Source organism: Mesorhizobium sp. M1217 (assembly GCF_040318275.1).
Lineage (GTDB): Bacteria > Pseudomonadota > Alphaproteobacteria > Rhizobiales > Rhizobiaceae > Mesorhizobium.
This window is the reverse complement of the sequence record NZ_JAMYMA010000011.1, coordinates 24,923-49,007: the sequence shown is the minus strand read 5'-3', so window position 1 is coordinate 49,007 and position 24,085 is coordinate 24,923. Positions and strand designations below refer to the sequence as shown.

Here is a 24,085-nt window from a genome sequence, read left to right as displayed (position 1 = left end):
CCGGTTTTTCCTCGCCATTCCTGGCGAACTTCCGGACTGCATGCACATGCAGTCCGGCTTTTTATTGGCCGTGGGGATAAACCCCGTTCGCCGGCATCCTGGGAAAGTCGCCTGGCCTGCCGGCGGCGGGCTTGGAAGCGGCCGGCGCTTTCCTGTATGCTATTGCTTCCTCCTCGCGCAGCCGCGCAAAATTCCCGCCGGAGAACCTCCATGCACAAACGCCGCATCGGCCAGACCGATCTTTTCGTGTCGCAGATCTGCCTCGGCTCGATGACCTGGGGCCAGCAGAACACCGAGGCGGACGGTCACGCTCAGATGGATTTGGCGTTTGCGCGCGGCGTCAATTTCATCGACACCGCCGAACTCTATCCGATCCCGCCCAAGGCCGAGACGCAGGGCCGCACCGAGACAATCATCGGCAACTGGATGAAGGAGAAGCGCAATCGCGGCCAGGTGATCATCGCCTCGAAAGTGGTTGGCCGCACCGCCAACACCTGGTTTCGCGGCGACCGCCCGTCGAAGCTGGTGCGCGCCGACATCTTCGACGCTATTGATAAGTCACTCGCCAGGCTCAACACCGATTACATCGATCTCTACCAGATCCATTGGCCGGAACGCGACGTACCGTGGGGCGCCAATCCGAACCGCATCGGCGCCGTGCCGCGACGCTCCGATGCCGCCGGCGTGCCGGAGGGCGAGACGCCGATCGCCGAGACGCTTGGTGTGTTCGACGAGCTGGTGAAGGCCGGCAAGATCCGCCACTTCGGCCTGTCGAACGAGAATTCCTGGGGCGTCATGCGTTTCATTGCCGAAGCCGACAAGGGCCTCGGCCCGCGCGTCGTCTCGTTGCAGAACGCCTATAATTTCGTCAACCGCACCTTCGAGGTGAACCTTGCCGAAGTCTGCGAGCGCGAGCAGGTGTCGCTGCTTGCCTATTCGCCGCTGGCGCAAGGCTATTTGACCGGCAAATACGATCATGGCGCGCGGCCGCAGGGCTCGCGCTCGCAGTTGTTCAACCGCGGCCAGCGCTACGAGACGCCGAATGCTGCCGAAGTGCAGCTCGAATACAACCGGTTGGCGCGCACCTTCGGCATGGAGCCGGCCCTGTTTGCCAATGCCTATGTCTCGAACCGGCCCTTGGTCACTTCGAACATCATCGGTGCCACCACCATTTCGCAACTCGAAATGGCGCTCTCTTCCGCCAACGTGGTCTGGACCGAGGACATGCAGAAAGCCGTCGATGCGATCCACCAGCGCGTCGGCAATCCGTGCCCGTGAGGCGTCGAGACGTGATCGTCCGATGATCATAAGGGGAGGGGAACAGCCATGGACTTCCGGATCGACGCGGTGCGCGCAAAATTTCCGGCCTTGTCGCTGACCGACAAGGGCCGCAGGCGCATCTATCTCGACAATCCTGCCGGCACGCAGGTGCCGCAGGCGGTGGCGGACGCGGTGTCACGCTGCCTGCTGACCACCAATGCCAATCTCGGCGGCTTCTTCGAGACCACCATCGCGGCACAAGACATCGTCGACGAGGCCCATCTGGCGATGGCGGATTTCCTTGGCGCGGCAAGTCCGCGGGAAATCATCATCGGCGCCAACATGACGACGTTGACCTACCACATGTCGCGAACGCTTGGCCGTACGATGAAGCCCGGCGACGAGATCATCCTCACCCGCATGGACCATGAGGGCAACGTCTCGCCCTGGCTGCAACTGGCTGAAGACCTTGGCCTTGTCGTGCGCTGGCTGCCTTTCGACCAGCAGAGCTGGCAAATCGAGGAGGCGGCGCTTGCCGCGTTGCTTTCCGAGAGGACGCGGCTCGTTGCGCTCAACTACGCCAGCAATCTCACCGGGTCGATCAACCGGGTGAAGGCGTTGACCCGCACTGCCAGGCAGGCCGGTGCGTTGGTCTACGTCGATGGCGTGCAGTTCGCCCCGCATGGCCTGATCGACGTCCAAAATCTCGGCTGTGATTTCCTGATCTGCTCGGCCTACAAGTTCTTCGGCCCACATATGGGAATTTTGTGGGGCAGGCTGGACGTCGTCGATGCGCTGAAGCCGTACAAATGCCGTTGCTCGTCCAATGCCTTGCCGGAGCGCTTCGAGCTCGGCACGCCGCAAATTGAATTGATGGCCGGCCTGTCGGCGGCGGTCGATTATCTTGCCGAGCTGGGCGGGGCGGCCGGCGATCAAGCATCGCGCCGCCAGAAAATAACCAAGGCCTTCGAATTGTCGATCGCTTACGAGAACCCGCTGGCGCAACGGCTGATCGACGGTCTGTCGGATATTGCCGGCCTGACCATCCACGGCATCACCGATCCGAAGCGGATCAATGAGCGCGTGCCGACGGTGTCCTTCACCGTCCAAGGCATCGTGCCGGAGGCGATCGTGCGGCAGATGAATGCGGAAAACATCTTCCTATGGTCCGGCCACAACTACGCCTGGGAGATTGTGCACCAGCTCGGCATTCCGGCCGACCAGGGCGTCGTGCGCATAGGCATCGCTCATTACAACACTTTAGCCGAGATCGACGAGACGCTGGAGAGTGTGCACCGCGTTGTCGCCATGCTGAGGCAGGAACGATCCTGAGCGCGCCTCGCGGGCCGATCATCGCTTGTGGGCGCCGCCAAAACCGGTGAGGAAGGCGGTGAGATTGTCGCCGAGCTCGTCGCAGAGATAGCCGCCTTCCTGGACGATGACTGTCGATAGGCCGAGACCGGCGATGGCCTCGCCAATGCGCGAGAAACCGGGCGTGCTCACCGACAGCCCACCGAACGGATCGCCCTCGAAGGCGTCGAGGCCGAGCGCCACCACCAGCGCTTCTGGCGCAAAGGCGCGGATACGCTGGAAAGCCACGTCCAGTGCTTCGAGGAATGCGGCGTCGCCGGATTTGCGCGGCAGCGGCAGGTTGAGATTGTAGCCGAGGCCGGCGCCTTCGCCGCGCTCGTCGGCATGGCCCCAGAAAAACGGATAGAAGCGCACCGGGTCGGCATGCAGCGACACGGTGAGCACGTCCGGCCGGGCATAGAAGATGCCCTGCGTGCCATTGCCGTGATGCAGGTCGACGTCGAGGATCGCCACCCGCGCCGCTTGCTTGCGCAGAACCCGTGCGGCGACCGCCGAATTGTTGATGAAGCAGAAGCCGCCGGCGACCTCGGCAAAGGCGTGATGGCCGGGCGGACGGCAGAGCGCATAGGCTGAAGGCACGCCCGACATCACCGCCTCGGCTGCTTCAACCGCGCTCCAGGCGCTCCACAGTGCGCTCTGCCACGTCTCGCCGGAGATCGGGCAGGCGGTGTCGGCCATGTGGTAGCCGGCCTGGCCGACTGCCGAGGCAGGATAGGAGCCGTGCCGCGCGATCGGATGGATGTTGGGAATGACCTCGGCAGAGGCACCCTCGATGCGCTGCCAGCGCGCGAAGATATGCTGGAGGAAATCGAGATATTCGGGCGTATGCACCGCCGCAATCGGGCCGAGCCCGTGATCCCGCGGCCGTTCGATCGTGCAGCCGGCAGCCTTTGCGCCGGCTAGCAATCGCTCGACCCGTTCCGGCTTTTCCGGATTGGGCTGCGGCGCGCCGCTTGAGAGGAACGCCTTCGGGTCGTGGCGCTTCTGTTCTTCGGCATAGAAGGCTTTCATGTTGGCTCCTCCGGTGCATCGGCGAAGGCGAAAAAGGCGTCGCCGACGATCTTCTGCACCTGCTCGTAGCTCGACCAGGCAATGCCCAACCGTTCGTAAAAAGCCTTGGCGGTCTCGTTGTCGGTATCGACGGACAGCCTGAGATAGACGCCGCCTGCCTTCCGGCACTGCGCCGCCACCCGGCGCAGCAGGCGCTCGCCGATCCTGCGGCCGCGAAACCGGTCCTCGACGTAGAGGTCCTGCACATAGACGCCGGGTCGTCCCATCCATGTCGAGAAGATCGGAAAATGCAGGCAAAGCCCGGCAAATTCGCCGCCGACTTCGGCGATCAAGGTCGAGAAGGCAGGCTTTTCGCCAAAGCCATAGGTGCGGAGATCCGCAGCTGTCGAGGTGATCTCCTGATGTGCGCCGACATGCGCGCCGAGCCGTAGGAGTGCGGCGTGGATGGTTTCGACGTCCTCCACCCGGCCGGGGCGGATAAGCACGTTTGTGGATGGCGTACTCACGGCAGGCAGGGCGCCCAGGCACCCCCCTCTGTCCTGCCGGACATCTCCCCCTCAAGGGGGGAGATTGGATGTCGCGCCGGGTTTCGCCATTCACCAACGTTGCAGGGTGGGCAGCGAGATCGAAGCTGCCGATCTCTCCCCTTGAGGGGGAGATGGCCGGCAGGCCAGAGGGGGGTGTGCCGGAGCGCAACCATCAGAACGCCACACGGTCGCCGCCCTTGAGCGCCAGCATCTGCCGCGCCTCGGCCGGCGTCGCGACGTCCAGCGACAGCCCGTCGAGCACGCTGCGGATACGGCGGACCTGGTCGGCATTGGACTTGGCCAGTTGGCGCCCGTCGTAGAGGCTGTCCTCCAGCCCGACGCGGACATTGCCGCCCATCGCCGCCGCAATCGAGATCATCGGCATCTGATGGCGTCCGGCGGCCAGCACCGAAAACTGGTAGCTGTCGCCGAACAGTTTGTCGGCGATGCGCTTCATGTGGATCAGGTTTTCGGGATCGGCGCCGATGCCACCGAGGATGCCGAACACGAACTGGATGAACAGCGGTCCCGACACCAGCCCGCGGTCGCGGAAATGCGCCAGCGAGTAGAGGTGGCCGACATCGTAGCACTCGAATTCAAAGCGCGTGCCGCAACCACGCCCAAGCTTCTCAAGCACCGTCTCCATGTCGGCAAAGGTGTTCTTGAAGATCGTGTCGCGGGTCGCCTCGAGCAGCTTCGGCTCCCATTCGTGCTGCCACTCCCGCGGCCGCTCGAGCATGGGGAACAGCGCGAAATTCATCGAGCCCATGTTGAGCGAGCACATTTCCGGCTCCGCCCTGAGCGGGGCGGCCAACCGCTGGTCGAGCGTCATCAGCGAGGAGCCACCGGTGGTGATGTTGATCACTGCGTCGGTCGCCTGCTTGATGCGCGGCAGGAACTGCATGAACAGCTCGGGGTCGGCGGTCGGCCTTCCATCCTTGGGGTCGCGGGCGTGAAGATGCAGGATCGAGGCACCGGCTTCGGCGGCGGCGATCGCGTCGGCGGCGATCTGGTCCGGCGTCACCGGCAGATGCGGCGACATCGATGGTGTGTGCACCGACCCGGTGACGGCGCAGGTGATAATGATTTTTCGCGGCGCCATGGTTCGCCCCTCAGCCTTCGACCGGCAGGTCGAGTTCACCGGCCAGCACTTCGAGCGAGTCGCCGATGATGGCTACGATCTCGCCGATCTGCGCGGCGGTGACGATCATCGGCGGCGCGACCATGAAATTGTCGCCGTCGACGCCGCCCTTGACCTTGCGTCCGTAGATGATCAGTCCGCGCTCATAGGCGAGGTCGAGCAGCCGCTGGGTGGCCTTCTTTGCCGGCTCGATCGGCCTCAGCGTATCTGGGTCGGCGACCATTTCGGCACCTGTGAGCAGGCCCTTGCCGCGGACGTCGGCGATGAACGGAAACCGCTTCGCCAATCCCTTCAGCTCGTCCATCAAAAGCTTGCCCATATCGGCCGCATTGGCGATCAGGCCGAGACGGTCCATCTCGCCGAGCACGGCGAGCCCGGCGGCGCAGGCGAGCGGGTTGCCGGCATAGGTATGGCCATGCTGGAAGCCGCCCGATGCGAGCAATGGCTGCACCAGCCGCATCGGTGCCGCCAGCGCGCCGAGCGGCGCGTAGCCCGAGCCCAGCCCCTTCGACAGCGCAACGATGTCGGGCTTGCAGTTCCAGTGATCGCCGCCGAGGAATTTTCCGGTGCGACCGGCGCCGCTCATCACCTCGTCATGGATGAGCAGGATGCCGTAGCGATCGCAGATCTCGCGGATGCGCGGATAGTAGCTGTCCGGCGCCACCAGTGCTGCCGTGGCAGCGCCGCCGACCGGCTCCATGATGAAGGCGAGCACGCTGTCCGGCCCCTCGGCGAGAATCTTCTCCTCCAGCATGTCGGCATAGCGGATGCCGCGCTGTTCCATCGAAAGATTGTCGCGGTCGCGCCAGGCGATGGGCGCCGGCACGGTCGGCATCACTTGCATCATCGGCGCAAATGTTTCGGCCAGCGCATCGTCGCCGGTGACGGCGAGCGCACCCAGCGTGCCGCCATGATAGGACGGAAAACGCGTGATCACCTTCCAGCGGCTGGGCTGGCCGGTGGCGACCGCCCATTGCCGCGCCAGCTTGACGCAGGATTCCGTTGCCTCCGAGCCGCCGGAGACGAAAAAGATGCGGTCCAGGCCCTCGGGGAGTTTGGCCGCCAGTTGCCGCGCGAGCTCCTCGGCCGGTTCGTTCTCGAAATGCAGGCGGTAGGCGAAGGTGGCGCGGTCCATCTGCCGTTTCATCGCGTCGAGCACGTTGCGGTTGGAGTGGCCGATATTGGCGACCATCGGCCCGCTCGATCCGTCGATGAAGCGGCGGCCATCCTGCGTCCACATGTAGATGCCTTCGGCGCGGTCGATCAGCGGCCGACGCAGGCTGGACAGATAAAACAGATGCGAGGCTTCGCGGGCTTCCGGGACAGGGGACTTCAGCATGTCATGGCTTTCCAAGATAGCGGTCGAGGACATTTCTGGTGACGCGCTCGACCATCGCGTCCTGCCTTAGCAGGCCGGCGACCCATTCGCAGCTTCCTGCGTGAAACACCTCGCCCTTGCCGCGCGGGAAATTGACGATCATGCCGTTGCCGCGTTTGACCTTGTCGAGATTGGCGTCGCTTGCCTCGCCGAACAGCGTTTCGGCGGTGAAGCGACCGTCCTCGTCGCCGAGGAACTGGTCCTCGAACGGAATGTCGGCGCTTTCCTCGACCTGGGCAGCCATGCCGACCGCGAGCACCTGCAGGCCGTCCGGTGCGCCGCTGTCGGGCGTGGGGTAGGGCAGGCCGCCGCGGATCTCGAAATCGAGCCCGTCGACCTCGTAGCCATAGACATGGCTGTCGGCGCCGAGCAGGTCGCCATAGTAGATGCCGGTGCCGGCAAACGCCCAATGCTCAGGCCGGTAGACCGGAAAGCCGCGTACGCCGCGCGGCGCGCAGCCGCCCCAGCCCGCATAGACGCCTCTTGTCGCATTGAGGCCGAAGGTCGCCGCACCCGGCCGGCCGATTTCCGGCGCTTCCCAGGAATTGGTGGCGCGCCTTATATCGCCGCCGCGATAGGCCGGGTCCTCTGCGCGAGCGCGGTATTTGTAGCAGACCTGCCGGCGGCCTTCGTCCTCCAGCCTGGTCTGCCACATGAAATTGCCGGCGAAGCGCGCCGCATGGCCGCCGCGCTCGACATAGGTGTCGACCGCATCGCGCATCTCCCAGGTCCAGTATTCGTCGTGGCCGACGAAGACGACGCAGTCGTAGCCGTCGAGAATGTCGGGCGAAAAATGCAGATCGTGCTGGCTGGCAAGATCGACGGCGTAGCCGGCACGCTCGGCGAAGCGGAAGAAATGGCTGTCATAGCTTGCCCAGCCGGACGAGGCGTATTTCTTCGAATGGCCGGTGGCAAACGCCCATTCCATATGCGGATAGCGCGGCACGGTTTTCGGCGGCACGGCGACTTCGAGCGGCACGCGCGGCGCGTCCCTGGGCAGCACGACGAAGCCGCGGCACCAAGGCCGCTGCGTCGACACCATTCGTGCATACTTGTCGCGGCCTGGCCCGGTGATGCCTTCGTAATGGTTGGAACCGCCCCATGTGTTGTAGGCGAGCCAGGTGCCGGTGGCCGCCACCTGCAGCACACGACCAAGCTTCTTGCCGGGCTGCGGCGCGACGATGAAAAGATGATGGCAGCGGATCGGGTTGCCGTCGCGAGCGTCGGCTTCAAGCGTGACGCGATAGGCACCGGACGGCCAGTCGTCGCCGATGCGAAATTCGAACGATGCTTGCCAGCCGCAGCCCTCGACCGAACACTGATCCGGCGTATCCTGCCAGCGCGCCGCGATACCGGCCTCCTCGAACGTCGTCACTTCCATGCCGCCGTCACGGACGACCACAATGCCGAAGCTGGCGGCCGTCGAGCTGACATGCAGCGCCACCATGTCGCCGGGGCGGTAGGAAAAACGATCGCTATAGCACCAGATCTCGCCGCGCCCGCCATCCATGCCCGGCCATTCCCAGTAATGGCTGCGCACCGCCTGGCGTCGCTGCTCCGGCGTCAGTCCGAAATCGGGAAACTCGGTCGGCAGATGGTTCATGGACACCGCTAAGGTCGAAAGGCCGCCATTTCGGCCATCCGCCGGCCAAGCGTCAATTGGAAACGATCGGGCCAGCCATCGCCGGGCTGCTCCCTTGGCCTTGCCGGACAAACAGACTATCTCACAAACCGCGGCCTTGTCCGCCACGGGAGCCGATATGCTGAGAGTGCAAAAGGTTAGGGTCAACGACATTTACGTGCCGACCGCGCGCAAGAAGACGCTGCATCCCGAGACCGTCCGCCATCTGGCCGAGGACATTCTGGAAAACGGCATGAAGACGCCGATCCAGGTGCGCCATGACGGCAAGCGCCACATCCTCGTCGAAGGCCTGCACCGGTTGGAAGCGGCCAAGTGGCTGGGCGAGACCGAGATCGACGCCTACCTCGTCCAAGCCAAGCGCCACTGAAGCCACTCGGTTCCGTCGTTCGAATCTCCGGTCCCGCGGATTTTTTCTCGCGGACCCGTGTCGGCTTGCGTCTTGTCGGTTCGTCCTAGACACGAAAGCCAAACCCGACATGTGAGGAAACACCATGACCACCAAGCTCGACATCGCCCCCAACTCCGACCGCGAACTGGTTCTCGCCCGCATCATCGATGCACCGCGCGAGAACGTCTATCGCTGCTGGACCGAGCCGAAGCTGTTGACGCAATGGTTTGCGCCGAAGCCGTGGACGACGCCGCGCGCTGAGATGGACGTTCGCGCCGGCGGCACCAGCCTGGTCGTCATGGCCGGTCCCGACGGCAACGAGTTTGCGAACCCCGGCGTCTTCCTCGAAGTCGTGCCGGGCAGGAAGCTCGTCTTCACCGATGCCTATACCAAGGCGTGGGAGCCTTCCGCCAAACCGTTCATGACCGGCATTGTGACACTCGAGGACGAGGGCACGGGCAAGACCCGCTACGTCGCCCGGGTTGCGCATTGGTCGGTCGCCGACCGCGAACAGCACGAGAAAATGGGTTTTCACGAGGGCTGGGGCCAGTGCGCCGAACAACTCGAGGAAGTCGCAAAGCGACTTTGATGCAAACGGGAGAGGGAGACTGACATGTCCAGATCGATATTTTTCGCCATTTTCGCTTCGGCCGCCGCGCTGTTTGCGGCGCCGGGCACCATCAACGCTGAGGAGGCCAAGCCCGCCATGACGACCGCAACCGCAACATTGCCGAAGCCGGAAAAATCCGGCCTGCTGCCGATCAACGGTTTGAACTATTATTACGCCGTCTATGGTAAGGGAGAGCCGCTGCTTCTGCTGCATGGCGGGCTCGGCACGACGGATATGTTCGCGCCGATCCTGCCGAAGCTTACCGAAAACCGCACCGTCATCGGCGTCGACCTGCAGGGCCATGGCCGCACCGCACTCGGCGACCGGCCGCTCAGCCTGGAGGCGATGGGCGACGACATGGCGGCGATCGTCAAGGCGCTCGGCTACGACAAGGTCGACGTCATGGGTTATTCGCTGGGTGGCGGCGTCGCCTTCCGCATGGCCGTGCAGCATCCCGAGGCGGTGCGCCGGCTGGTGCTGGTCTCGACCCCCTACGCCGCGGACGGCTTCTATGCCGAGATGCGTGGCCAGCAGGCACAGGTCGGCGCGGCGATGGCTGACATGATGAAGGACACGCCGATGTACAAATCCTACGTCGCCGTTGCGCCGCATCCGGAGGATTTTCCGAAACTCCTCGATCAACTTGGCGCCTATATGCGCAAGGACTACGATTACTCCGCCGACGTGCCGAAGCTGAAAATGCCGGTGATGCTGGTGTTCGGCGACAGCGACATGTACCGGCCCGAGCACGAGATCAAATTCTACCAGATGCTCGGCGGCGGATTGAAGGACGCCGGCTGGATGCGCGAGAACCTGTCGCAGAACCGCCTGGCGATCGTGCCGAACCGCACCCACTACGATGTGTTCTTCGCGCCGGAGCTGACAGCTGCCGCGCTGCCGTTCCTCAATGGCGAGACCAAGGTCAAGACCTGGGACGAAGTCGTCAACGAAACGAACTGACACGCAGTCAATTGTCTGCCGGCCGTCTCCCGCGAGACGGCCGGCATTTCGTCAATGAGGCCTTGGCGCGGCGCATCGGCCAGTCGTGTATCGGTCGCATCACAGCTATAGATGGCGCCATCAAAGCTTTTCAATTGACGCTACCGCGCCTATCGATAGGTATGCCGCCTATCCTCACAGGCAGGGACACGGGCGATGGCTGGGTATCAGGGCGGGTGTTTGTGCGGCGCGGTGCGCTACCGCGCCGAGGCAGCACCGATCAATGAGCGCGTCTGCCATTGCCGGTTGTGCCAGAAGGCGCTGGGTGCCGCCTTCAACGCGCGCATGCTGTTCCGTATCGACGATGTGACGGTCGACGGACCGCTGGCGATGGTGAATTCCTCGCCCGATCTCAAGCGCGGCTTTTGCCCGCGCTGCGGCACGACGATGTTTTCCCGGCGCGATTCCGCCGGCATCATCGGCGTCACCACCGGCTCGCTCGATGACCCCTCAGTGTTCAGGCCCGAGATGCATATCTGGACCGCCTCGAAGCAGCCCTGGGTGCAGATCGACGACGGCCTGCCGCAATATGAAGGCGCGCCACCTCCGGTTTGAGGTGAAATCTGGACAAAATTTAATCCAAAGCGACACGAGATAGCCGGCAAAGCGTCATTGGCGGGCCATCATTGCTGCCTATCTATTGCGTGCGGGCGGCAGTCGAGGAGGCGACGGAATGAACGACAGCATCAACACCCTGGACGAACTCTTGAGCGATCCGATGATCAAGCTGGTGATGGAGCGCGACCGCGTGCAACCGGCGCAACTTCGCACGCTGCTCGAAGAAAAGGTCCGGCGGGCGGACGATGATGTGGCGGTCAACGATCGTTTTGTACCGCCGGCCCACCTGATGGCCACGACCTGCCACAAGCTGTGGCTGTGCGGCTAGGGTCTTGAAGCGGTTAGCCGGAATTTGCCGGCAAATAGCTGTAATGGCAGCGGAAATAAGCGAGTTTGAAGCCGAGACGTGCATAGTTGCGATAGGCCGGCCCGTCGCGTTCGGCTTGCGGCGCCTCGATATCGGCCACGAACAGTTTTGCACCGGCCGCAAGTCCGTCGCGCACCATCGCTTCGCCGAGCATTGCATCGAGATCGAAGCTCGGCGCCATGATGCCGGGCACCGGCGCGTCGATGCCGCTCCAGGCCATGCCGTCGGTGCCGATGAACATCGAGCGCACCGCCGCCGCGCCGTCGCGCCGCAGCATGTAATGGTGCCAGCCGCGCCGGCCGGCCAGCGCCAGTAACCACGGTGAGGTCGGCAACCGGTATTGGCTGTCGATGAACCCAGCCCATTCCCTTGCCGTTGCCGGCGTCACCCGCTCGACCGAGACATCCTCCGTCGGGAAAAGCGGCTCCGCTGGCAACGGCGTGGCGTCGCGAAAGATGCGTTCCCAGCCTCCCTGACGCTGCAGGCCGCGCGCCTCGAGCCAGCAGCTGAGCGTCGCGGGCTCGGTGTGTGGGTTGGTGTAGAACCAGGGCCGCAGAATGCCGGCGTCGCGATAATGCCTCAGAAGCGTATCGAGCCGGCTCTCGGTGGCCGCGCTATCGACACCAAGGTTCTTGACGCAGTTGAAATGGATGAACGGGATCGTCGTGCAGGTGGTCCAGACGAGATCGCCATCTTCGGCGATGGCTAGGCCTTGCCTTGCGGCAAAGTCTGCCGGGGCGGCGCGATAGAGATCGAGCCAGGCATCGACCTCAGCGCGTTCGATGACGCGGCTGAGATCGCCGGATATCTCGTCGATCCCGATGGCGGGCGAGCGTGGCTCCGGCGTGACTAAGGGCTGCAATTCTGACAAGGCGGCGGGCTGCATGACTCCCTCCCAAGTATGGCCTTACATCGTAAGATTAGCGAAGACTAATCTCACGCAGTGAGTTGTCAAGCGGGATTGCGAAGCCAGCGACGTGGCCGAACGGTGGAAGGGCAGCGTCCCTTTGCCCGCCGACGTCTCGACGAGAGCCCTAACAATTCGATTCAAACTTTGTTGGTAGTTTCTTGTTAGGAATCCAGCTTGGTTTGTCCGGCGGCGTTGTCCTGCCTTCGGTCTGTTGTGTTTTGCGTACAGGTCCAGATGCGGATATCAGGCGTCGTCATCTTTTCGATCGCAGCGCTGTGCCTTGCCGGTTGCACGTCGACCTCCGGCGTCGATGCGCTGCAAGTGCCGTCCAGCGAGACCACCAGCTCGGTTGTGCGGCCACCCGCGCCGGTGGCATCCGTGGCGAAAACTGATGCTGCGCCCGCTTTTGCCGAACAGGAGCAGGACGAACAGCCGGTCGCGATGGACGTACCCGATCAGGACGTCGAACCGCCGGCCGAGGTGATCGCGCTGATGTCGCCGCCGAAACGGCTGACACGCGCAGCACCGGCGATGCTTGCAGAGCCGGTCACGCGCTATGGTTTTCGCGACGCCAAGCCGATCAATTTCGGCAAGTCCTCCTCGCCAAGGCGCCTTGCCGTCCATGGCGTCGACGTTTCGCGCTGGCAGGGCAATGTGAACTGGCAAAAGCTGCGCGCCCAGGGCGCCAATTTCGCCTACATCAAGGCGACCGACGGCGGCGATCATATCGACCCGATGTTTACCAGGAACTGGCGCAATGCCGACGCCGCCGGCCTGAAGCGCGGCGCCTATCATTTCTTCTACTGGTGCCGCACCGCCGGCGAGCAGGCCGACTGGTTCATCCGCAACGTGCCGAGGGTCGAGGGCGCGCTGCCGCCGGTGATCGACGTCGAGTGGAACGGCGAATCCAGCTGCAAGCGCCGCCCGTCGCGGCAAAAGGTTCTGGAGAAGATGCAGGTGTTCATGGACAAGCTCGAGCGCCACTACGGCCAGCGACCGATCATCTACACCGCGCCCGACTTCTACCGCGACAATCTGCGCGGCGCATTCCCCGATTATCCGTTCTGGCTGCGCGCCGTGGCAGCCCACCCGTCAAAGGTCTATCCCGGCCGCAAATGGCTGTTCTGGCAATATTCCGGCTCCGGCCTGTCGCACGGGGTCAGGGGCCGCATCGACCTCAACGTGTTCCATGGCGATGAGAGGGCATGGCGCGACTGGGTTGGCGGCCGGCAGATGGTAGCGGAGGCGGAGTAGCGGCAGCTCTTGCCTTCTCCCACAACAAGGGGAGAAGGGAACACGCAGCTTTCACGCCTCTACATATTCCGCCAGGCTGACCCCTTCGGGCACGTCCAGCCCATCTGCACGCAAGCCTTCGATATGAAAGCGTATTGCATCGCGAATTTCGGCTTCAACCTCAGGCACGGTCGCACCGGTCGCGATGCAGCCAGGTAGGTCTGGTACGTACGCGGAAAAATTGTTTCCGGCTCTTTCGATCACCACCGCGTAACGCATATCATCACTCCTTCAAACCGGACTGCCTGAGGATACTGAACGTTTTCAGTTGAAATGACATCATGACCTTGGTGCGGAAGAGGGGGGCCGCTCTCAAGAAAAGAGACGTAATGGACGACTTCCTGCACTCGGGGAACGACCATCACTATCATCGAACAATTGGGTCGAGGACCGATCCTGCAGACAGGCCACGGAGCCTCTGGTACAAGCCTGTGGCTTCGCTTTCGGTTAGGCTTGAAATTAGATCTGCAACTGCGCGTGGGATGCCAACGTCTGTTTGCTCAAAAAGGTGCTGGAAGCGAACTGGGACAATGCTTTTCTTTTCGTCGTTCATGAAATCTTGGAACAACGATTCAATGATCAATTTTTGTCCATGTTGTTGTGCGGAGAGGGCAGGGTTTAAAATCAGATAGCTTCTTGTCATCTGCTTCAAAAGAATAACTTCGTCTACCTTTTCCTCCTCCAAATGGAGGCCGTCACCTAACCCTGTAGACAGGGATGTAGAGTTGATGTAGCGGCCAATTAACTGTGACGTAAAGAACCTAAGTTGTTGTCGGTGTTCGATTCTTCCGTCATAGGATTCCGTAAGAATATGCGGAGCTAGAGGTGCGGCAATTTCGTCAAAGATTCTTCCGTACGCGAGTCTCAGGCGGCCTTCAGCGTCAGAAGGGGCATTATGCCACCCTTCAGCCGCGGCTTTGACAAGAAATTCGCGACCATCTCTCGTTTTTAGAAATGTCCAAGGTATTAAGCGGCCGCGATGCAAATCCTCCATGTCGTGAACAGAATATGCAATATCGTCAGACCAGTCCATGATTGCGGCTTCGATAGTTTTTTCGTTGCCGTATCCGCTCATTGTTCTAGCAAAGTCGAAATCATCCTTGTCTAATCTATATGCACCCCATTTTTTTGAACGGTCGGGGTTGTTCTTGTCGCGAAACCAAGGATATTTGCATGCAGCCGCTAATGTGGCAGCTGTTAAATCGAGCCCCGCCGCCTCTTCGAATCTTACACAAAGCTTCGTTACGACACGAAAGGACTGCGCATTTCCTTCGAAGCCATCGTTGTCGCCAGCGCTTTGTACAAGGTGGTCAAGGGTCTTTTCCCCCAAATGTCCAAATGGCGGATGTCCTAAGTCATGTATCAGACATGCTGCTTCCACAACTTCCGCATCCAAACCTAGGTCGATCGCCTCGGTTGGCTGCCGCTCCAACAACATCTCAGCAAGGCGCCTTCCAATCTGGGCGACTTTGAGAGTGTGAGAAAGGCGATTGTGAAATATGTCGACTTCGCCGGCGCGCACGATCTGTGTCACGCCACTCAAACGTCGAAAGGCTGAGCTATATAGCACTCTGTCGCGGTCACGTTGAAACGGTTGCCGCTGGTCTCGCTTTCCGAGTTGATGGCGTCTTTTTATGCGCGCGTTATTGAACCACCTCGGCAACCGGCATATCCCCCCGATCTGGCACCCTTAGTTTCATGTTGTCCAGAATCTCTACGTCACCGCGTTCGATCGCAACACGAAGCGCTTTTGCGATTGCCTCTCGCGAACCCGCAGAATCAAGCTTTTGCTGCACTTCACGTGCCGATAAAAGCGAATCGGTGCGAAGTATCAATTCGCTGATTTCTTTCACTAATTTCTGGACTTCCGTCGGGTCAACGTGCGTACTTTTGATCGCATACATCGTGTATCTCCCTTCAGTCTGCATACCACAGATTACATGATTCCATGAATCTGTGACCTAATTCCTTATGAAGTAGGATACGAAGGTGACGATATCAAATCGCGAATTGTCGCGCAAAAGTTAAGGCCCGGATTGCACCGGGCCTTTGGTACCTGCGAAGTCAACTCAAAGCCGCTTCTCAGCTACACCCGCTCGTCGCCCCGCAAGTATCGCACTTCTCGCAAGTCCCGTTCCGCACCATCGTGAAATTATGGCACTCCGAGCATTCGTTGCCGGTGTAGCCCTGCATCAATGATTGCTGGCGCCGGTTGGCGGCGAGCGCTTTGGCTTCGGCTGCTTCTTTTGCGGCCTCGTCGGTGAACAGCTCCGTGGGGTCGGACGCTTCCGCGTAGACGATGTCCTCGACCAGTTCCCTGGCGCGTTCCTCATAGTCGCGCTTGTAGGCGATGGCTTCGTCGCTGGCCGGCTTCAACGTCAGCACGTTGGAGCCGGAGAAGGCGGTCGGGGCGGTACGGGACGGAGTTCCGGAGCCCGCGCCGGCAAAGCCCTTGGGCTCCGCTCCCATGCCCGACACCAGCTTGACCGGCGAGGCACCGCGGGTCAGGCCCTTGGAGAAGGGCGTCGCCTTGCCTTCGTTGATGCCGCGCCCGAGTGCGGTCTTGTCGAAATCCGACTGGTCGACATGGGCGAGATCGTGGCGGCCGAGATAGGATACGGCAAGTTCGCGGAACACATAGTCGAGGATCGACGTGGCGTTCTTGATGGCGTCGTTGCCCTGCACCATGCCGGCCGGCTCAAACTTGGTGAAGGTGAAGGCCTCGACATATTCGTCGAGCGGCACGCCATATTGCAGGCCGAGCGAGATGGCGATGGCGAAGTTGTTCATCATCGCCCGGAAGGCGGCACCTTCCTTGTGCATGTCGATGAAGATCTCGCCGATACGGCCGTCGTCGAACTCGCCGGTCCTGAGATAGACCTTGTGGCCGCCGACGACCGCCTTCTGGGTATAGCCCTTGCGGCGGTTCGGCAGTTTCTCGCGGTCGCGGTAGAGACGCTCGACGACGCGCTCGACGATCTTCTCGGTCACCTGAACGGCGCGCTGCGCGGCCGGTGCCGCGATCAGCTGCTCGACGGCTTCGTCCTCGTCCTCCTCGCCATCGGCCAGCAGCGAGGCATTGAGCGGCTGCGAGAGCTTCGAGCCGTCGCGATAGAGCGCGTTGGCCTTCAGCGCCAGCTTCCACGACAGCATGTAGGCGCCTTTGGCGTCTTCCACCGTCGCGTCGTTCGGCATGTTGATGGTCTTGGAAATGGCGCCGGAGATGAAGGGCTGCGCCGCCGCCATCATCATGATGTGGCTGTTGATCGACAGCGAACGCTTGCCGATCTTGCCGCACGGGCTGGCGCAGTCGAACACCGGCAGGTGTTCGGCCTTCAGGAACGGCGCGCCTTCCAGCGTCATCGCCCCGCAGACATGGATGTTGGCGGCCTCGATGTCCTTCTTCGAAAAGCCAAGCGCCGGCAGCATCTCGAACGAGAAATCGTTGAGCTGCTCATCGGTGAAGCCAAAATTCTCCTTCACCCATTCGGCGCCCAGCGTCCACTGGTTGAAGACGAACTTGATGTCGAAGGCCGACTTCAGCGCCGCATTGAGCGCCGCGATCTTGTCGTCGGTGAAGCCTTTTGCCTTGAGCGAGCCGGGGTTAATGGCAGGCGCCTGGTTGAGATTGCCATGGCCGACGGCATAGGCCTCGATCTCGGCGATCTGGCTCTCGGAATAGCCAAGCGTGCGCAACGCTTCCGGAACCGCACGGTTGATGATCTTGAAATAGCCGCCGCCGGCGAGCTTCTTGAATTTTACCAGCGCGAAGTCGGGCTCGATGCCGGTGGTATCGCAATCCATCACCAGGCCAATCGTGCCGGTCGGGGCGATCACCGTTGCCTGCGCGTTGCGGTAGCCATGCTCCTCGCCAAGCTCGATGGCGCGGTCCCAGGCGGCCTTGGCATGGTCGGCAAGCTCTTGCTGCCTGAGATCCGAGGCGACCAGCGGCACCGGGTTGACGGCGAGCTTCTCGTAGCCGTCCCTGTCGCCATAGGCAGCACGGCGGTGGTTGCGCATGACGCGCAGCATGTTCTGCGCATTGCGGTCGTAGTCGGGGAAGGCGCCGAGCTCGGCGGCCATTTCAGCCGAAGTGGCATAGGCGGTGCCGGTCATGATCGCGGTGAGGGCGGCGCAGATGGCGCGGCCCTCGTCGGAATCATAGGGAATGCCCGAGGTCATCAGCAGGCCGCCGATATTGGCGTAGCCGAGGCCGAGCGTGCGGTACTCGTAGGAAAGCTTGGCGATCTCCTTCGACGGGAACTGCGCCATCATGACGGAGATTTCCAGCACCATGGTCCACAGCCGCACCGTGTGCTCGTAGGCGGCGATGTCGATGGTGCCGTCGGCGTTGCGATAGGGCAGAAGGTTGATCGAGGCCAGATTGCAGGCGGTGTCGTCGAGGAACATATATTCCGAGCACGGATTGGACGCCCGGATCGCACCGGCCGAGGCGCAGGTGTGCCAGTCGTTCATCGTCGTGTTGAAATGCAGGCCCGGATCGGCCGACGCCCAGGCGGCATAGCCGATCTTTTCCCAGAGATCGCGCGCCTTCAGCGTCTTCAGCACCTTGCCGTCCTTGCGGGCGGTGAGATGCCAGTCGCCATCCTGCTCGACGGCGCGCAGGAAATCGTCCTTCAGCGACACCGAATTGTTGGAGTTCTGGCCGGAAACGGTGAGATAGGCATCCGAATCCCAGTCGGTGTCGTAGGTCTTGAACGACATCGCGGTGTAGCCCTGCTTGGCGAACTGGATGACGCGGTAGATATAGTTCTCCGGCACCGCGTCCTTCTTGGCCAGCTTGATCTCGCGCTTCAGCGCGGTGTTGACCGCCGGGTCGAAGCAATCGTCGCCATTGCCTTCGCAGTTGATGCAGGCCTTCATGATTGCTTCGAGATGCTTCTTGACGATCTTCGAGCCGGTGACCAGCGAGGCGACCTTCTGCTCCTCATTGACCTTCCAGTCGATGAATTCCTCGATATCGGGATGATCGGCGTCGACGATGACCATCTTTGCCGCGCGACGCGTCGTGCCGCCCGATTTGATGGCGCCGGCCGCGCGGTCGCCGATCTTGAGGAAGCTCATCAGCCCCGACGAGCGGCCGCCGCCCGACAGCTTTTCGCCTTCGCCGCGCAGGAACGAGAAGTTGGAGCCGGTGCCGGAGCCGTATTTGAACAGGCGCGCCTCACGCACCCACAGGTCCATGATGCCGCCCTCATTGACGAGGTCGTCCTGCACGCCCTGGATGAAGCAGGCATGCGGCTGCGGATGTTCGTAGGAAGACTTCGACTTGGTCAGCTTGCCGGTGAACGGGTCGACATAGAAATGGCCCTGGCTGGGACCGTCGATGCCATAGGCCCAGTGCAGGCCGGTGTTGAACCATTGCGGCGAATTCGGCGCGACGCGCTGGGTGGCCAGCATATAGGCGAGCTCGTCGCGGAAGGCGCGCGCGTCTTCCTCCGATTTGAAGTAGCCGCCCTTCCAGCCCCAATAGGTCCAGGTGCCGGCAAGCCGGTCGAAGACCTGGCGGGCGTCGGTCTCGGAACCGTAGCGCTCGGCTTCCGGCAGCTTGGCCAGTTCAGCCTCGTCGGCGACCGAGCGCCACAGGAAAGAGGGGACTTGCGTCTCTTCGACCTTCTTCAGCCGTGCCGGGACGCCCGCCTTGCGGAAATATTTCTGCGCCAGGATATCGGCGGCAACCTGGGAGAACTGCGCCGGCACGTCGATGTTGTCCAAGCGGAACACCACCGAGCCATCCGGATTCTTGATCTCCGAAAGCGCCTTGCGGAACTCGATCTCCGCGTAAGCTGATTGCCCTGGCTTGGTGAAACGACGCTCGATGCGCATTGGTCCGGTCCCTTTTGTCTACATATAGCGCTTTTCCCAGAGGATTTCTGCCCTCTTGACGAAACGCGCATGGCCGCCGTCTGCCGGCGTTCGAAAACCCCGACTCTCATCTTCACAGTCTCCGCCGCCCTGCCGGTCGAACCTCCTGCGCGGCCGCTGTCCAACGCGCTCACGGACCCTGTGGGTCCCTCAAAACTGAAAACTTTTTGTAACACCCTCGGTCGAGGGAAATTCACATTATCTAGCGTCGAACCTACCTGCAAACACTAAATATAGTGTTAACAGACAATTTATTCAAGTCCGACAATCCTCCCCTTTCGCCCCCCAAGGCTTCAAAATCCCACGCCTTCGCCGGCCTCGTAAACAGGCGGGAATGCGGATCAAAACGCACATATTCCGGGAAAAAGACCGGCCTCGAAACTTTTCCGGTCGCACTCTCAACAGGAGCGCATGGCCTATAAAAGGCGACTCGTTTTGCGCCGTCAAGGATTCGTTTGCGTAGCTTTTATGACCCCAACATCTTGTGTGTCACATATGTGGATAACGGGGACAGAAGCGCGCTGATTTCCGTTTTTGCAGCCACAAGCCTGGTGCCGACGCTCGAAGGCCCTTGGCCGCAGCGAAGACCATGCCGACTCGGAAGCCATGTGCCGACTCAGTTGAAGCGATGCGGGTCGGCACCGAAATGGGCGATGATCTGACAGAGGTCAGGCTCGTTGACCATGCGTACCGCCTCGGCGGCGCTGACCCATTTGCGGATGCGCGCCCGCTTTTCCTTCCACCGGTCGGCGACCTTGTCGACGTGCAGCGGAAACACCAGCACCTCGCAGGGCACTTCCTCGCCGGACGCCAGCACCTTGGCATAGAAATAGCGGCCGGCCTCATGATGCGAGATCGTGCCGCGCAGCCCGGCCTCTTCGCCGGCCTCGCGCGCCGCTGCTTCGCAAAGCGGCTCCTTTGCTTCCGGCCAGCCCTTGGGAAGCACCCAGCGGCCGGTATCGCGGCTGGTGATCAGCATGATTTCGACGCTGTCGCCGCTATCGCGCCAGGGCAGCGCTGCAACCTGAAGGCGGCACGGCGCCGTGCCGAAGAGCCGCCGGACTCTTTCGGCCAGATGGTTGTGCGTCGTTGGCCTCGTCAACATCGGAGAAGCTTGCCCCAGCTCCCAGAATCATTTGCCGTCTCGTGAATCTTACGGCTAATCATAAGCAATAAAAGTAAAAAACTTCATGTGGACTGGTTAACCACTCCAATGGGGGTCGATTAAGGAAATATCGTGTGCCGGGGACACTCCTTCAAGGAGTGCTCGACGCTGTCTTCCGACGGAAGCGGCGTTACCGCGAATCAGCCGGCGTGGTCGTCGGCGATCGGCTTTTGGTAGGTGAAGCCCATGTCCCAGGGAAAATAGATCCAGGTGTCCTGGCTGACCTCGGTAACGAAAGTGTCGACCATCGGCCTGCCTTTCGGCTTGGCATAGACGGTGGCGAAATGAGCCTTGGGCATCATCGCGCGCACGATTCCTGCCGTCTTGCCGGTGTCGGTGAGGTCGTCGATGATCAGCACGCCGGCGCCGTCATCGGCGAGCAGCGCTGGGGTGACCTCCTTCAGCACCTGCAGCTGCCCCTGGCTGGTATAATCGTGATAGGAGGCAACGCAGACCGTCTCGATGATGCGGATGCCGAACTCGCGCGAAATGATGGCGGCCGGAACCAGGCCGCCGCGCGTGATGCAGACGATTGCCTTCCATTGCCCCTTGTTGGCGCCGGCAAGCCGCCAGGCGAGCGCGCGTGCATCGCGGTGGAACTGGTCCCAGGAGACCGGGAAGGCTTTTTCGGGCAGGGACATCTTTCGCGCACTCCGCAAAGCGCGCATCGCGCGCAGACACTATGGAATGCGGGCGGAATTAACTGGAAAGGCTTGGCCTTGGCAAGGGCGCGGCAAAGCGATTGTCCAACCCGTGATCTCTATGAACTTACCGCGACAGGAAAGCCGCCACCGGCGCGGTGCGCAGCACCGTTCGCGTCACCCCGCCGAACAGCAGCTGGCGCAGCCAGGAATGGCTGTAGGCGCCGAGCACGAGCAGGTCCGCGCCCGATTCGGCGACCCTGGTCTGGATGATGTCGTCGACCGAGGCGCCGCCGGACCTCAGCACCGAGACGCTGACGGTGGCGCCGTGCCTGGACAGCGAGGCGGCGATCTCGGCGCCGGCCGTTTCCGGCGCCTCTTCGAGCGTATCCGGCGGGTCGATGACGACGATGTCCGTCTTCTCGGCCTCGATGATGAAGGGCAGGGCATCGAAGGCCGCGCGCGCGGCCTCCTTGCTGCCGTTCCAGGCGAGCAGCACGTGCTTGAAGCTGGTGACCAGCGGACCCGAATGCGGCACCACCAGCACCGGCCGGCCGGCATCGTAGACCAGCGTGTCGACGTCGGCGCTCGGATCGCCGCTCGATTCGCGCTGCGCGGCGATGATCAGGTCTGCGGTGCGAACGGTCGAGATGCCGGTCAGCGCACTGTCGCCGGAAAAACTCTCGAGGCTGCGCCACTCGAACGACAGGCCGGAATTCTCGACGCGCTTGTGAAAGGCCGCCTGCAACTTCTCGGCGCGCTCCCGGTTCATGTCGGCCGAAACCTGCAGGAACTCGGTGTCCGGAAAGCCGGTGGCCGAGGTGTAGGGCACGGGCAGCGCCTCGGCATGAATGCCGATCAGATGGCTCTGGAACCGGCTGGCCAGCGGGATCGCGCAGTCGAGAACGCGCTCGGCGTCCTGTTCATTCTGCAATATGGCGACGATGGTCTTGAAGCGCATGGCAATCCCTCAGTTTTACGGCGATCCCACTCGTGACAAACGTCACTGCGCGATGCTGGTTCCGTCAAGCCGGCCGATCAGCCTACCCTGCTTGCTCAGGTCAAGCTCGCCACCATAGCCTCTACGTCGGCGCGTGCGGAGTCCAGCGCCTGCTGGCTGCGGGCGCGCACCACCAGTTCCGTCCAGAACTTGCCGTCGCCATATTTCGGATAGGAGCCGATGATCGTGTCCGGATGCGCCTTCTGGATGTCGCCCAGCGGCCCCCCGATCAGGCCTTCGCCGAACGGACATTCCACGGTGGCCGACAGCATTTTGGTGCCGGCCCGCAACGTCGGCACGACATTGTCGAGCATCGCCTGGAAAATCGCCGGCACGCCGGCCATGACATGGACGTTGCCGATGCGAAAGCCCGGCGCAACCGACACTGGGTTGTCGATGTGGTCTGCCCCGCGCGGCATCCGCGCCATGCGCTTGCGCGCTTCGGTGTATTCGATGCCGCGGGCAGCATAGCTTGCCTCCAGCAGGGCGTAGGCCCCGGCGTCGTATTCGCACGGCACGCCGAAGGCCTTGGCGATGGAATCGGCGGTGATGTCGTCATGCGTCGGGCCGATGCCGCCGGTGGTGAAGACATAGCTGTAGCGGGTGCGCAGCGCATTCACCGCAGCGACGATCTCGTCTTCCTCGTCCGCAACGATGCGCACTTCCTTCAGGTCGATGCCGATCGCCGTCATGATGTCGGCGAGGTGGCCGATGTTCTTGTCCTTGGTGCGGCCGGACAGAATCTCGTCGCCGATGACGAGCATGGCGGCGGTGACGATTTCGGTCATGGCAGGCTCCGGCAACGGGTCGCCTGAGATAGCGCGGCGAACGGCCGGCAGCAATGCCGCCAAACGACGGATCCGCCTGTGCCACCTCCCTTGCAGTGGAACCTTCGGCGGGTGATGCTGCGCCGGTTTGGGCCATGAGCAAGAACATGCCGGTATCGATTCTTCTATGGCTGCCCGGCGCGCTGTTTCTGCTGGCGCTCGTCGTGGCAGCTTATCCTGTGCTGGCGACGCTGCGGATTGCGGCGAAAGCCGAAAGGCTGGTGCCGGCCAGCGGTAAATTCATCGAGATCGACGGCAATCGCATCCATTATTTCGAGATGGGCGAGGGGCGGCCGATCGTCTTCCTGCACGGCCTTGGCGCGCAGCTTCATCAATTCCGCCACACGCTGTTCGGACGGTTCGGCCCGAACTATCGGCTGATCGCGCTCGACCGTCCGGGTTCCGGCTATTCGGTGCGGGCCAGGGGCGCCAGCGGGCGGCTACCCGAGCAGGCCGAGATCGTGCGGCATTTTATCGAGGCGCTTGGACTGCAAAAGCCGCTGATCGTCGGCCATTCGCTGGGTGGCGCCATCGCGCTGACGCTGGCTGTCGAGCATCCCGAGGCGGTTTCCGGTATCGCCTTGCTGGCGCCGCTGACCCATCTGGAGCCGGACGCGCGCGAGAAGTTCGGCCCGCTATACATTCAGTCGCCGCTGCGGCGCCGGATCATGGCTCACACGGTGGCGATCCCGGCGGCTCTCAGATACGCAGAACGCACGCTGGCCTTCATTTTCGCGCCGCAGGCGACGCCGGCCGACTATATGGTCGAGGGCGGCGGCTGGTGCGGGCTCAGGCCAAGCCATTTCTATGCAACGTCGACCGATGTCGTGGCCATCGAGCACGACCTTGGCCGTATCGAGCAACGCTATCGCGAGATCACCATGCCGGCTGGCATTCTGTTTGGTGCTTCCGACGTCGTGCTGGGCATCGATATCCATGGCTGGCCGCTGATGGAAAAGATCAGCGGGCTCGATTTCGAGCCGGTCGAGGGGCTTGGCCATATGCCACAATTCGTCGGGCCGGAACGGGTCGTCGCTTTCATCGAACGCATTGCCGACCGCGCATTTGCGCCGAAGTCCGACACCAGCAGCTGACACCCTCCCGGAACCTC

General features: G+C 62.4%; 23 protein-coding genes. 9 read left to right on the top strand and 14 right to left on the bottom strand.

Annotated elements, in window-relative coordinates; genetic code table 11:
* Positions 1 to 210 precede the first annotated feature (210 nt).
* Together NKH37_RS19420 and NKH37_RS19415 are read left to right on the top strand one after the other, a co-directional pair.
* Entirely contained in the window at positions 211 to 1,278 is a 1,068-nt protein-coding gene (locus tag NKH37_RS19420) for an aldo/keto reductase (protein WP_353005482.1), read from the top strand.
* Between the two features lie 48 nt (positions 1,279 to 1,326).
* Positions 1,327 to 2,592, top strand: a complete 1,266-nt coding sequence (locus NKH37_RS19415) for a cysteine desulfurase-like protein (protein ID WP_353005481.1) — start codon at positions 1,327 to 1,329, stop codon at positions 2,590 to 2,592.
* 18 nt (positions 2,593 to 2,610) lie between these two features.
* Here the strand turns inward: NKH37_RS19415 and NKH37_RS19410 are convergent, their stop codons facing one another.
* The 5 genes from NKH37_RS19410 to NKH37_RS19390 all read right to left on the bottom strand — a co-directional run bounded on the left by NKH37_RS19410 (position 2,611) and on the right by NKH37_RS19390 (position 8,291).
* Positions 2,611 to 3,642: a histone deacetylase family protein gene (locus NKH37_RS19410; RefSeq protein WP_023717413.1), complete on the bottom strand. Its 1,032-nt coding sequence runs from the start codon at positions 3,640 to 3,642 to the stop codon at positions 2,611 to 2,613.
* Positions 3,639 to 4,148 carry a GNAT family N-acetyltransferase gene (locus NKH37_RS19405; protein ID WP_352495812.1) on the bottom strand — a complete coding sequence of 170 codons (510 nt, stop codon included), beginning with the start codon at positions 4,146 to 4,148 and terminating at the stop codon, positions 3,639 to 3,641. The genes NKH37_RS19410 and NKH37_RS19405 overlap by 4 nt, the downstream gene beginning before the upstream one ends.
* A gap of 193 nt (positions 4,149 to 4,341) precedes the next feature.
* Positions 4,342 to 5,271 (bottom strand): 3,5-dioxohexanoate:acetyl-CoA acetone transferase, encoded by a 930-nt coding sequence (gene kce / locus NKH37_RS19400; protein WP_352515788.1) that lies wholly within the window; start codon positions 5,269 to 5,271, stop codon positions 4,342 to 4,344.
* A 10-nt stretch (positions 5,272 to 5,281) separates the two neighbouring features.
* Positions 5,282 to 6,649, bottom strand: a complete 1,368-nt coding sequence (locus NKH37_RS19395) for an aminotransferase family protein (RefSeq protein ID WP_352860909.1) — start codon at positions 6,647 to 6,649, stop codon at positions 5,282 to 5,284.
* Position 6,650: 1 nt separating this feature from the next.
* Positions 6,651 to 8,291 carry a N,N-dimethylformamidase beta subunit family domain-containing protein gene (locus tag NKH37_RS19390; RefSeq protein ID WP_352481156.1) on the bottom strand — a complete coding sequence of 547 codons (1,641 nt, stop codon included), beginning with the start codon at positions 8,289 to 8,291 and terminating at the stop codon, positions 6,651 to 6,653.
* A 157-nt stretch (positions 8,292 to 8,448) separates the two neighbouring features.
* On the opposite strand from NKH37_RS19390, the gene NKH37_RS19385 reads away from it, so the two are divergent.
* From NKH37_RS19385 to NKH37_RS19365, 5 genes are all read left to right on the top strand, one after another.
* Positions 8,449 to 8,697, top strand: a complete 249-nt coding sequence (locus NKH37_RS19385; protein WP_352481155.1) for a ParB N-terminal domain-containing protein — start codon at positions 8,449 to 8,451, stop codon at positions 8,695 to 8,697.
* Positions 8,698 to 8,821: 124 nt separating this feature from the next.
* Positions 8,822 to 9,307 carry an SRPBCC family protein gene (locus NKH37_RS19380; RefSeq protein ID WP_023717419.1) on the top strand — a complete coding sequence of 162 codons (486 nt, stop codon included), beginning with the start codon at positions 8,822 to 8,824 and terminating at the stop codon, positions 9,305 to 9,307.
* Between the two features lie 24 nt (positions 9,308 to 9,331).
* Positions 9,332 to 10,288 (top strand): alpha/beta fold hydrolase, encoded by a 957-nt coding sequence (locus tag NKH37_RS19375; protein WP_023717420.1) that lies wholly within the window; start codon positions 9,332 to 9,334, stop codon positions 10,286 to 10,288.
* Positions 10,289 to 10,483: 195 nt separating this feature from the next.
* Positions 10,484 to 10,882, top strand: coding sequence for a GFA family protein (locus NKH37_RS19370; RefSeq protein ID WP_023717421.1), 399 nt, complete (start codon positions 10,484 to 10,486; stop codon positions 10,880 to 10,882).
* 118 nt (positions 10,883 to 11,000) lie between these two features.
* Positions 11,001 to 11,213 carry a hypothetical protein gene (locus NKH37_RS19365; RefSeq protein WP_352495816.1) on the top strand — a complete coding sequence of 71 codons (213 nt, stop codon included), beginning with the start codon at positions 11,001 to 11,003 and terminating at the stop codon, positions 11,211 to 11,213.
* Between the two features lie 13 nt (positions 11,214 to 11,226).
* On the opposite strand, the gene NKH37_RS19360 is transcribed toward NKH37_RS19365, so the two are convergent.
* Positions 11,227 to 12,138 carry a hypothetical protein gene (locus NKH37_RS19360; RefSeq protein ID WP_353005480.1) on the bottom strand — a complete coding sequence of 304 codons (912 nt, stop codon included), beginning with the start codon at positions 12,136 to 12,138 and terminating at the stop codon, positions 11,227 to 11,229.
* Positions 12,139 to 12,396: 258 nt separating this feature from the next.
* Here NKH37_RS19360 and NKH37_RS19355 point away from each other — a divergent pair, with 258 nt between their 5' ends.
* Positions 12,397 to 13,416, top strand: coding sequence for a GH25 family lysozyme (locus NKH37_RS19355; protein WP_353005479.1), 1,020 nt, complete (start codon positions 12,397 to 12,399; stop codon positions 13,414 to 13,416).
* A gap of 51 nt (positions 13,417 to 13,467) precedes the next feature.
* Here NKH37_RS19355 and NKH37_RS19350 read toward each other — a convergent pair whose 3' ends face one another.
* The 8 genes from NKH37_RS19350 to NKH37_RS19315 form a co-directional block, all read right to left on the bottom strand.
* Positions 13,468 to 13,674: a type II toxin-antitoxin system HicB family antitoxin gene (locus tag NKH37_RS19350; protein WP_353005478.1), complete on the bottom strand. Its 207-nt coding sequence runs from the start codon at positions 13,672 to 13,674 to the stop codon at positions 13,468 to 13,470.
* A 148-nt stretch (positions 13,675 to 13,822) separates the two neighbouring features.
* Positions 13,823 to 15,118: a deoxyguanosinetriphosphate triphosphohydrolase family protein gene (locus NKH37_RS19345; RefSeq protein ID WP_353005477.1), complete on the bottom strand. Its 1,296-nt coding sequence runs from the start codon at positions 15,116 to 15,118 to the stop codon at positions 13,823 to 13,825.
* Positions 15,099 to 15,359: a hypothetical protein gene (locus NKH37_RS19340; RefSeq protein WP_353005476.1), complete on the bottom strand. Its 261-nt coding sequence runs from the start codon at positions 15,357 to 15,359 to the stop codon at positions 15,099 to 15,101. The genes NKH37_RS19345 and NKH37_RS19340 overlap by 20 nt, the downstream gene beginning before the upstream one ends.
* A 178-nt stretch (positions 15,360 to 15,537) precedes the next feature.
* Entirely contained in the window at positions 15,538 to 19,302 is a 3,765-nt protein-coding gene (locus NKH37_RS19335; protein WP_353005475.1) for a vitamin B12-dependent ribonucleotide reductase, read from the bottom strand.
* A gap of 655 nt (positions 19,303 to 19,957) precedes the next feature.
* The gene (locus NKH37_RS19330) at positions 19,958 to 20,446 is read right to left on the bottom strand and encodes an NUDIX hydrolase (RefSeq protein ID WP_023717429.1); all 489 of its coding nucleotides are present in this window, start codon (positions 20,444 to 20,446) and stop codon (positions 19,958 to 19,960) included.
* Between the two features lie 200 nt (positions 20,447 to 20,646).
* Complete coding sequence (gene gpt, locus NKH37_RS19325) at positions 20,647 to 21,147, bottom strand: xanthine phosphoribosyltransferase (RefSeq protein ID WP_353041291.1); 501 nt, start codon at positions 21,145 to 21,147, stop codon at positions 20,647 to 20,649.
* Positions 21,148 to 21,274: 127 nt separating this feature from the next.
* Entirely contained in the window at positions 21,275 to 22,108 is an 834-nt protein-coding gene (locus NKH37_RS19320) for a universal stress protein (protein ID WP_023717430.1), read from the bottom strand.
* 95 nt (positions 22,109 to 22,203) lie between these two features.
* Complete coding sequence (locus tag NKH37_RS19315) at positions 22,204 to 22,935, bottom strand: competence/damage-inducible protein A (protein WP_353041289.1); 732 nt, start codon at positions 22,933 to 22,935, stop codon at positions 22,204 to 22,206.
* Between the two features lie 134 nt (positions 22,936 to 23,069).
* Between NKH37_RS19315 and NKH37_RS19310 the strand changes: the two genes are divergently transcribed.
* Positions 23,070 to 24,068, top strand: a complete 999-nt coding sequence (locus NKH37_RS19310; RefSeq protein WP_353039448.1) for an alpha/beta fold hydrolase — start codon at positions 23,070 to 23,072, stop codon at positions 24,066 to 24,068.
* Positions 24,069 to 24,085: the final 17 nt, after the last annotated feature.

What these genes read in the sequence shown, in the direction of transcription:
- NKH37_RS19420 (WP_353005482.1), top strand. Translation starts at nt 211, where the DNA reads ATGCACAAACGCCGCATCGGCCAGACCGATCTTTTCGTGTCGCAGATC.
- NKH37_RS19415 (WP_353005481.1), top strand. Translation starts at nt 1,327, where the DNA reads ATGGACTTCCGGATCGACGCGGTGCGCGCAAAATTTCCGGCCTTGTCG.
- NKH37_RS19410 (WP_023717413.1), bottom strand. Translation starts at nt 3,642, where the DNA reads ATGAAAGCCTTCTATGCCGAAGAACAGAAGCGCCACGACCCGAAGGCG.
- kce (WP_352515788.1), bottom strand. Translation starts at nt 5,271, where the DNA reads ATGGCGCCGCGAAAAATCATTATCACCTGCGCCGTCACCGGGTCGGTG.
- NKH37_RS19395 (WP_352860909.1), bottom strand. Translation starts at nt 6,649, where the DNA reads ATGCTGAAGTCCCCTGTCCCGGAAGCCCGCGAAGCCTCGCATCTGTTT.
- NKH37_RS19390 (WP_352481156.1), bottom strand. Translation starts at nt 8,291, where the DNA reads ATGAACCATCTGCCGACCGAGTTTCCCGATTTCGGACTGACGCCGGAG.
- NKH37_RS19385 (WP_352481155.1), top strand. Translation starts at nt 8,449, where the DNA reads ATGCTGAGAGTGCAAAAGGTTAGGGTCAACGACATTTACGTGCCGACC.
- NKH37_RS19380 (WP_023717419.1), top strand. Translation starts at nt 8,822, where the DNA reads ATGACCACCAAGCTCGACATCGCCCCCAACTCCGACCGCGAACTGGTT.
- NKH37_RS19375 (WP_023717420.1), top strand. Translation starts at nt 9,332, where the DNA reads ATGTCCAGATCGATATTTTTCGCCATTTTCGCTTCGGCCGCCGCGCTG.
- NKH37_RS19370 (WP_023717421.1), top strand. Translation starts at nt 10,484, where the DNA reads ATGGCTGGGTATCAGGGCGGGTGTTTGTGCGGCGCGGTGCGCTACCGC.
- NKH37_RS19365 (WP_352495816.1), top strand. Translation starts at nt 11,001, where the DNA reads ATGAACGACAGCATCAACACCCTGGACGAACTCTTGAGCGATCCGATG.
- NKH37_RS19360 (WP_353005480.1), bottom strand. Translation starts at nt 12,138, where the DNA reads ATGCAGCCCGCCGCCTTGTCAGAATTGCAGCCCTTAGTCACGCCGGAG.
- NKH37_RS19355 (WP_353005479.1), top strand. Translation starts at nt 12,397, where the DNA reads ATGCGGATATCAGGCGTCGTCATCTTTTCGATCGCAGCGCTGTGCCTT.
- NKH37_RS19350 (WP_353005478.1), bottom strand. Translation starts at nt 13,674, where the DNA reads ATGCGTTACGCGGTGGTGATCGAAAGAGCCGGAAACAATTTTTCCGCG.
- NKH37_RS19340 (WP_353005476.1), bottom strand. Translation starts at nt 15,359, where the DNA reads ATGTATGCGATCAAAAGTACGCACGTTGACCCGACGGAAGTCCAGAAA.
- NKH37_RS19335 (WP_353005475.1), bottom strand. Translation starts at nt 19,302, where the DNA reads ATGCGCATCGAGCGTCGTTTCACCAAGCCAGGGCAATCAGCTTACGCG.
- NKH37_RS19330 (WP_023717429.1), bottom strand. Translation starts at nt 20,446, where the DNA reads ATGTTGACGAGGCCAACGACGCACAACCATCTGGCCGAAAGAGTCCGG.
- gpt (WP_353041291.1), bottom strand. Translation starts at nt 21,147, where the DNA reads ATGTCCCTGCCCGAAAAAGCCTTCCCGGTCTCCTGGGACCAGTTCCAC.
- NKH37_RS19320 (WP_023717430.1), bottom strand. Translation starts at nt 22,108, where the DNA reads ATGCGCTTCAAGACCATCGTCGCCATATTGCAGAATGAACAGGACGCC.
- NKH37_RS19315 (WP_353041289.1), bottom strand. Translation starts at nt 22,935, where the DNA reads ATGACCGAAATCGTCACCGCCGCCATGCTCGTCATCGGCGACGAGATT.
- NKH37_RS19310 (WP_353039448.1), top strand. Translation starts at nt 23,070, where the DNA reads ATGAGCAAGAACATGCCGGTATCGATTCTTCTATGGCTGCCCGGCGCG.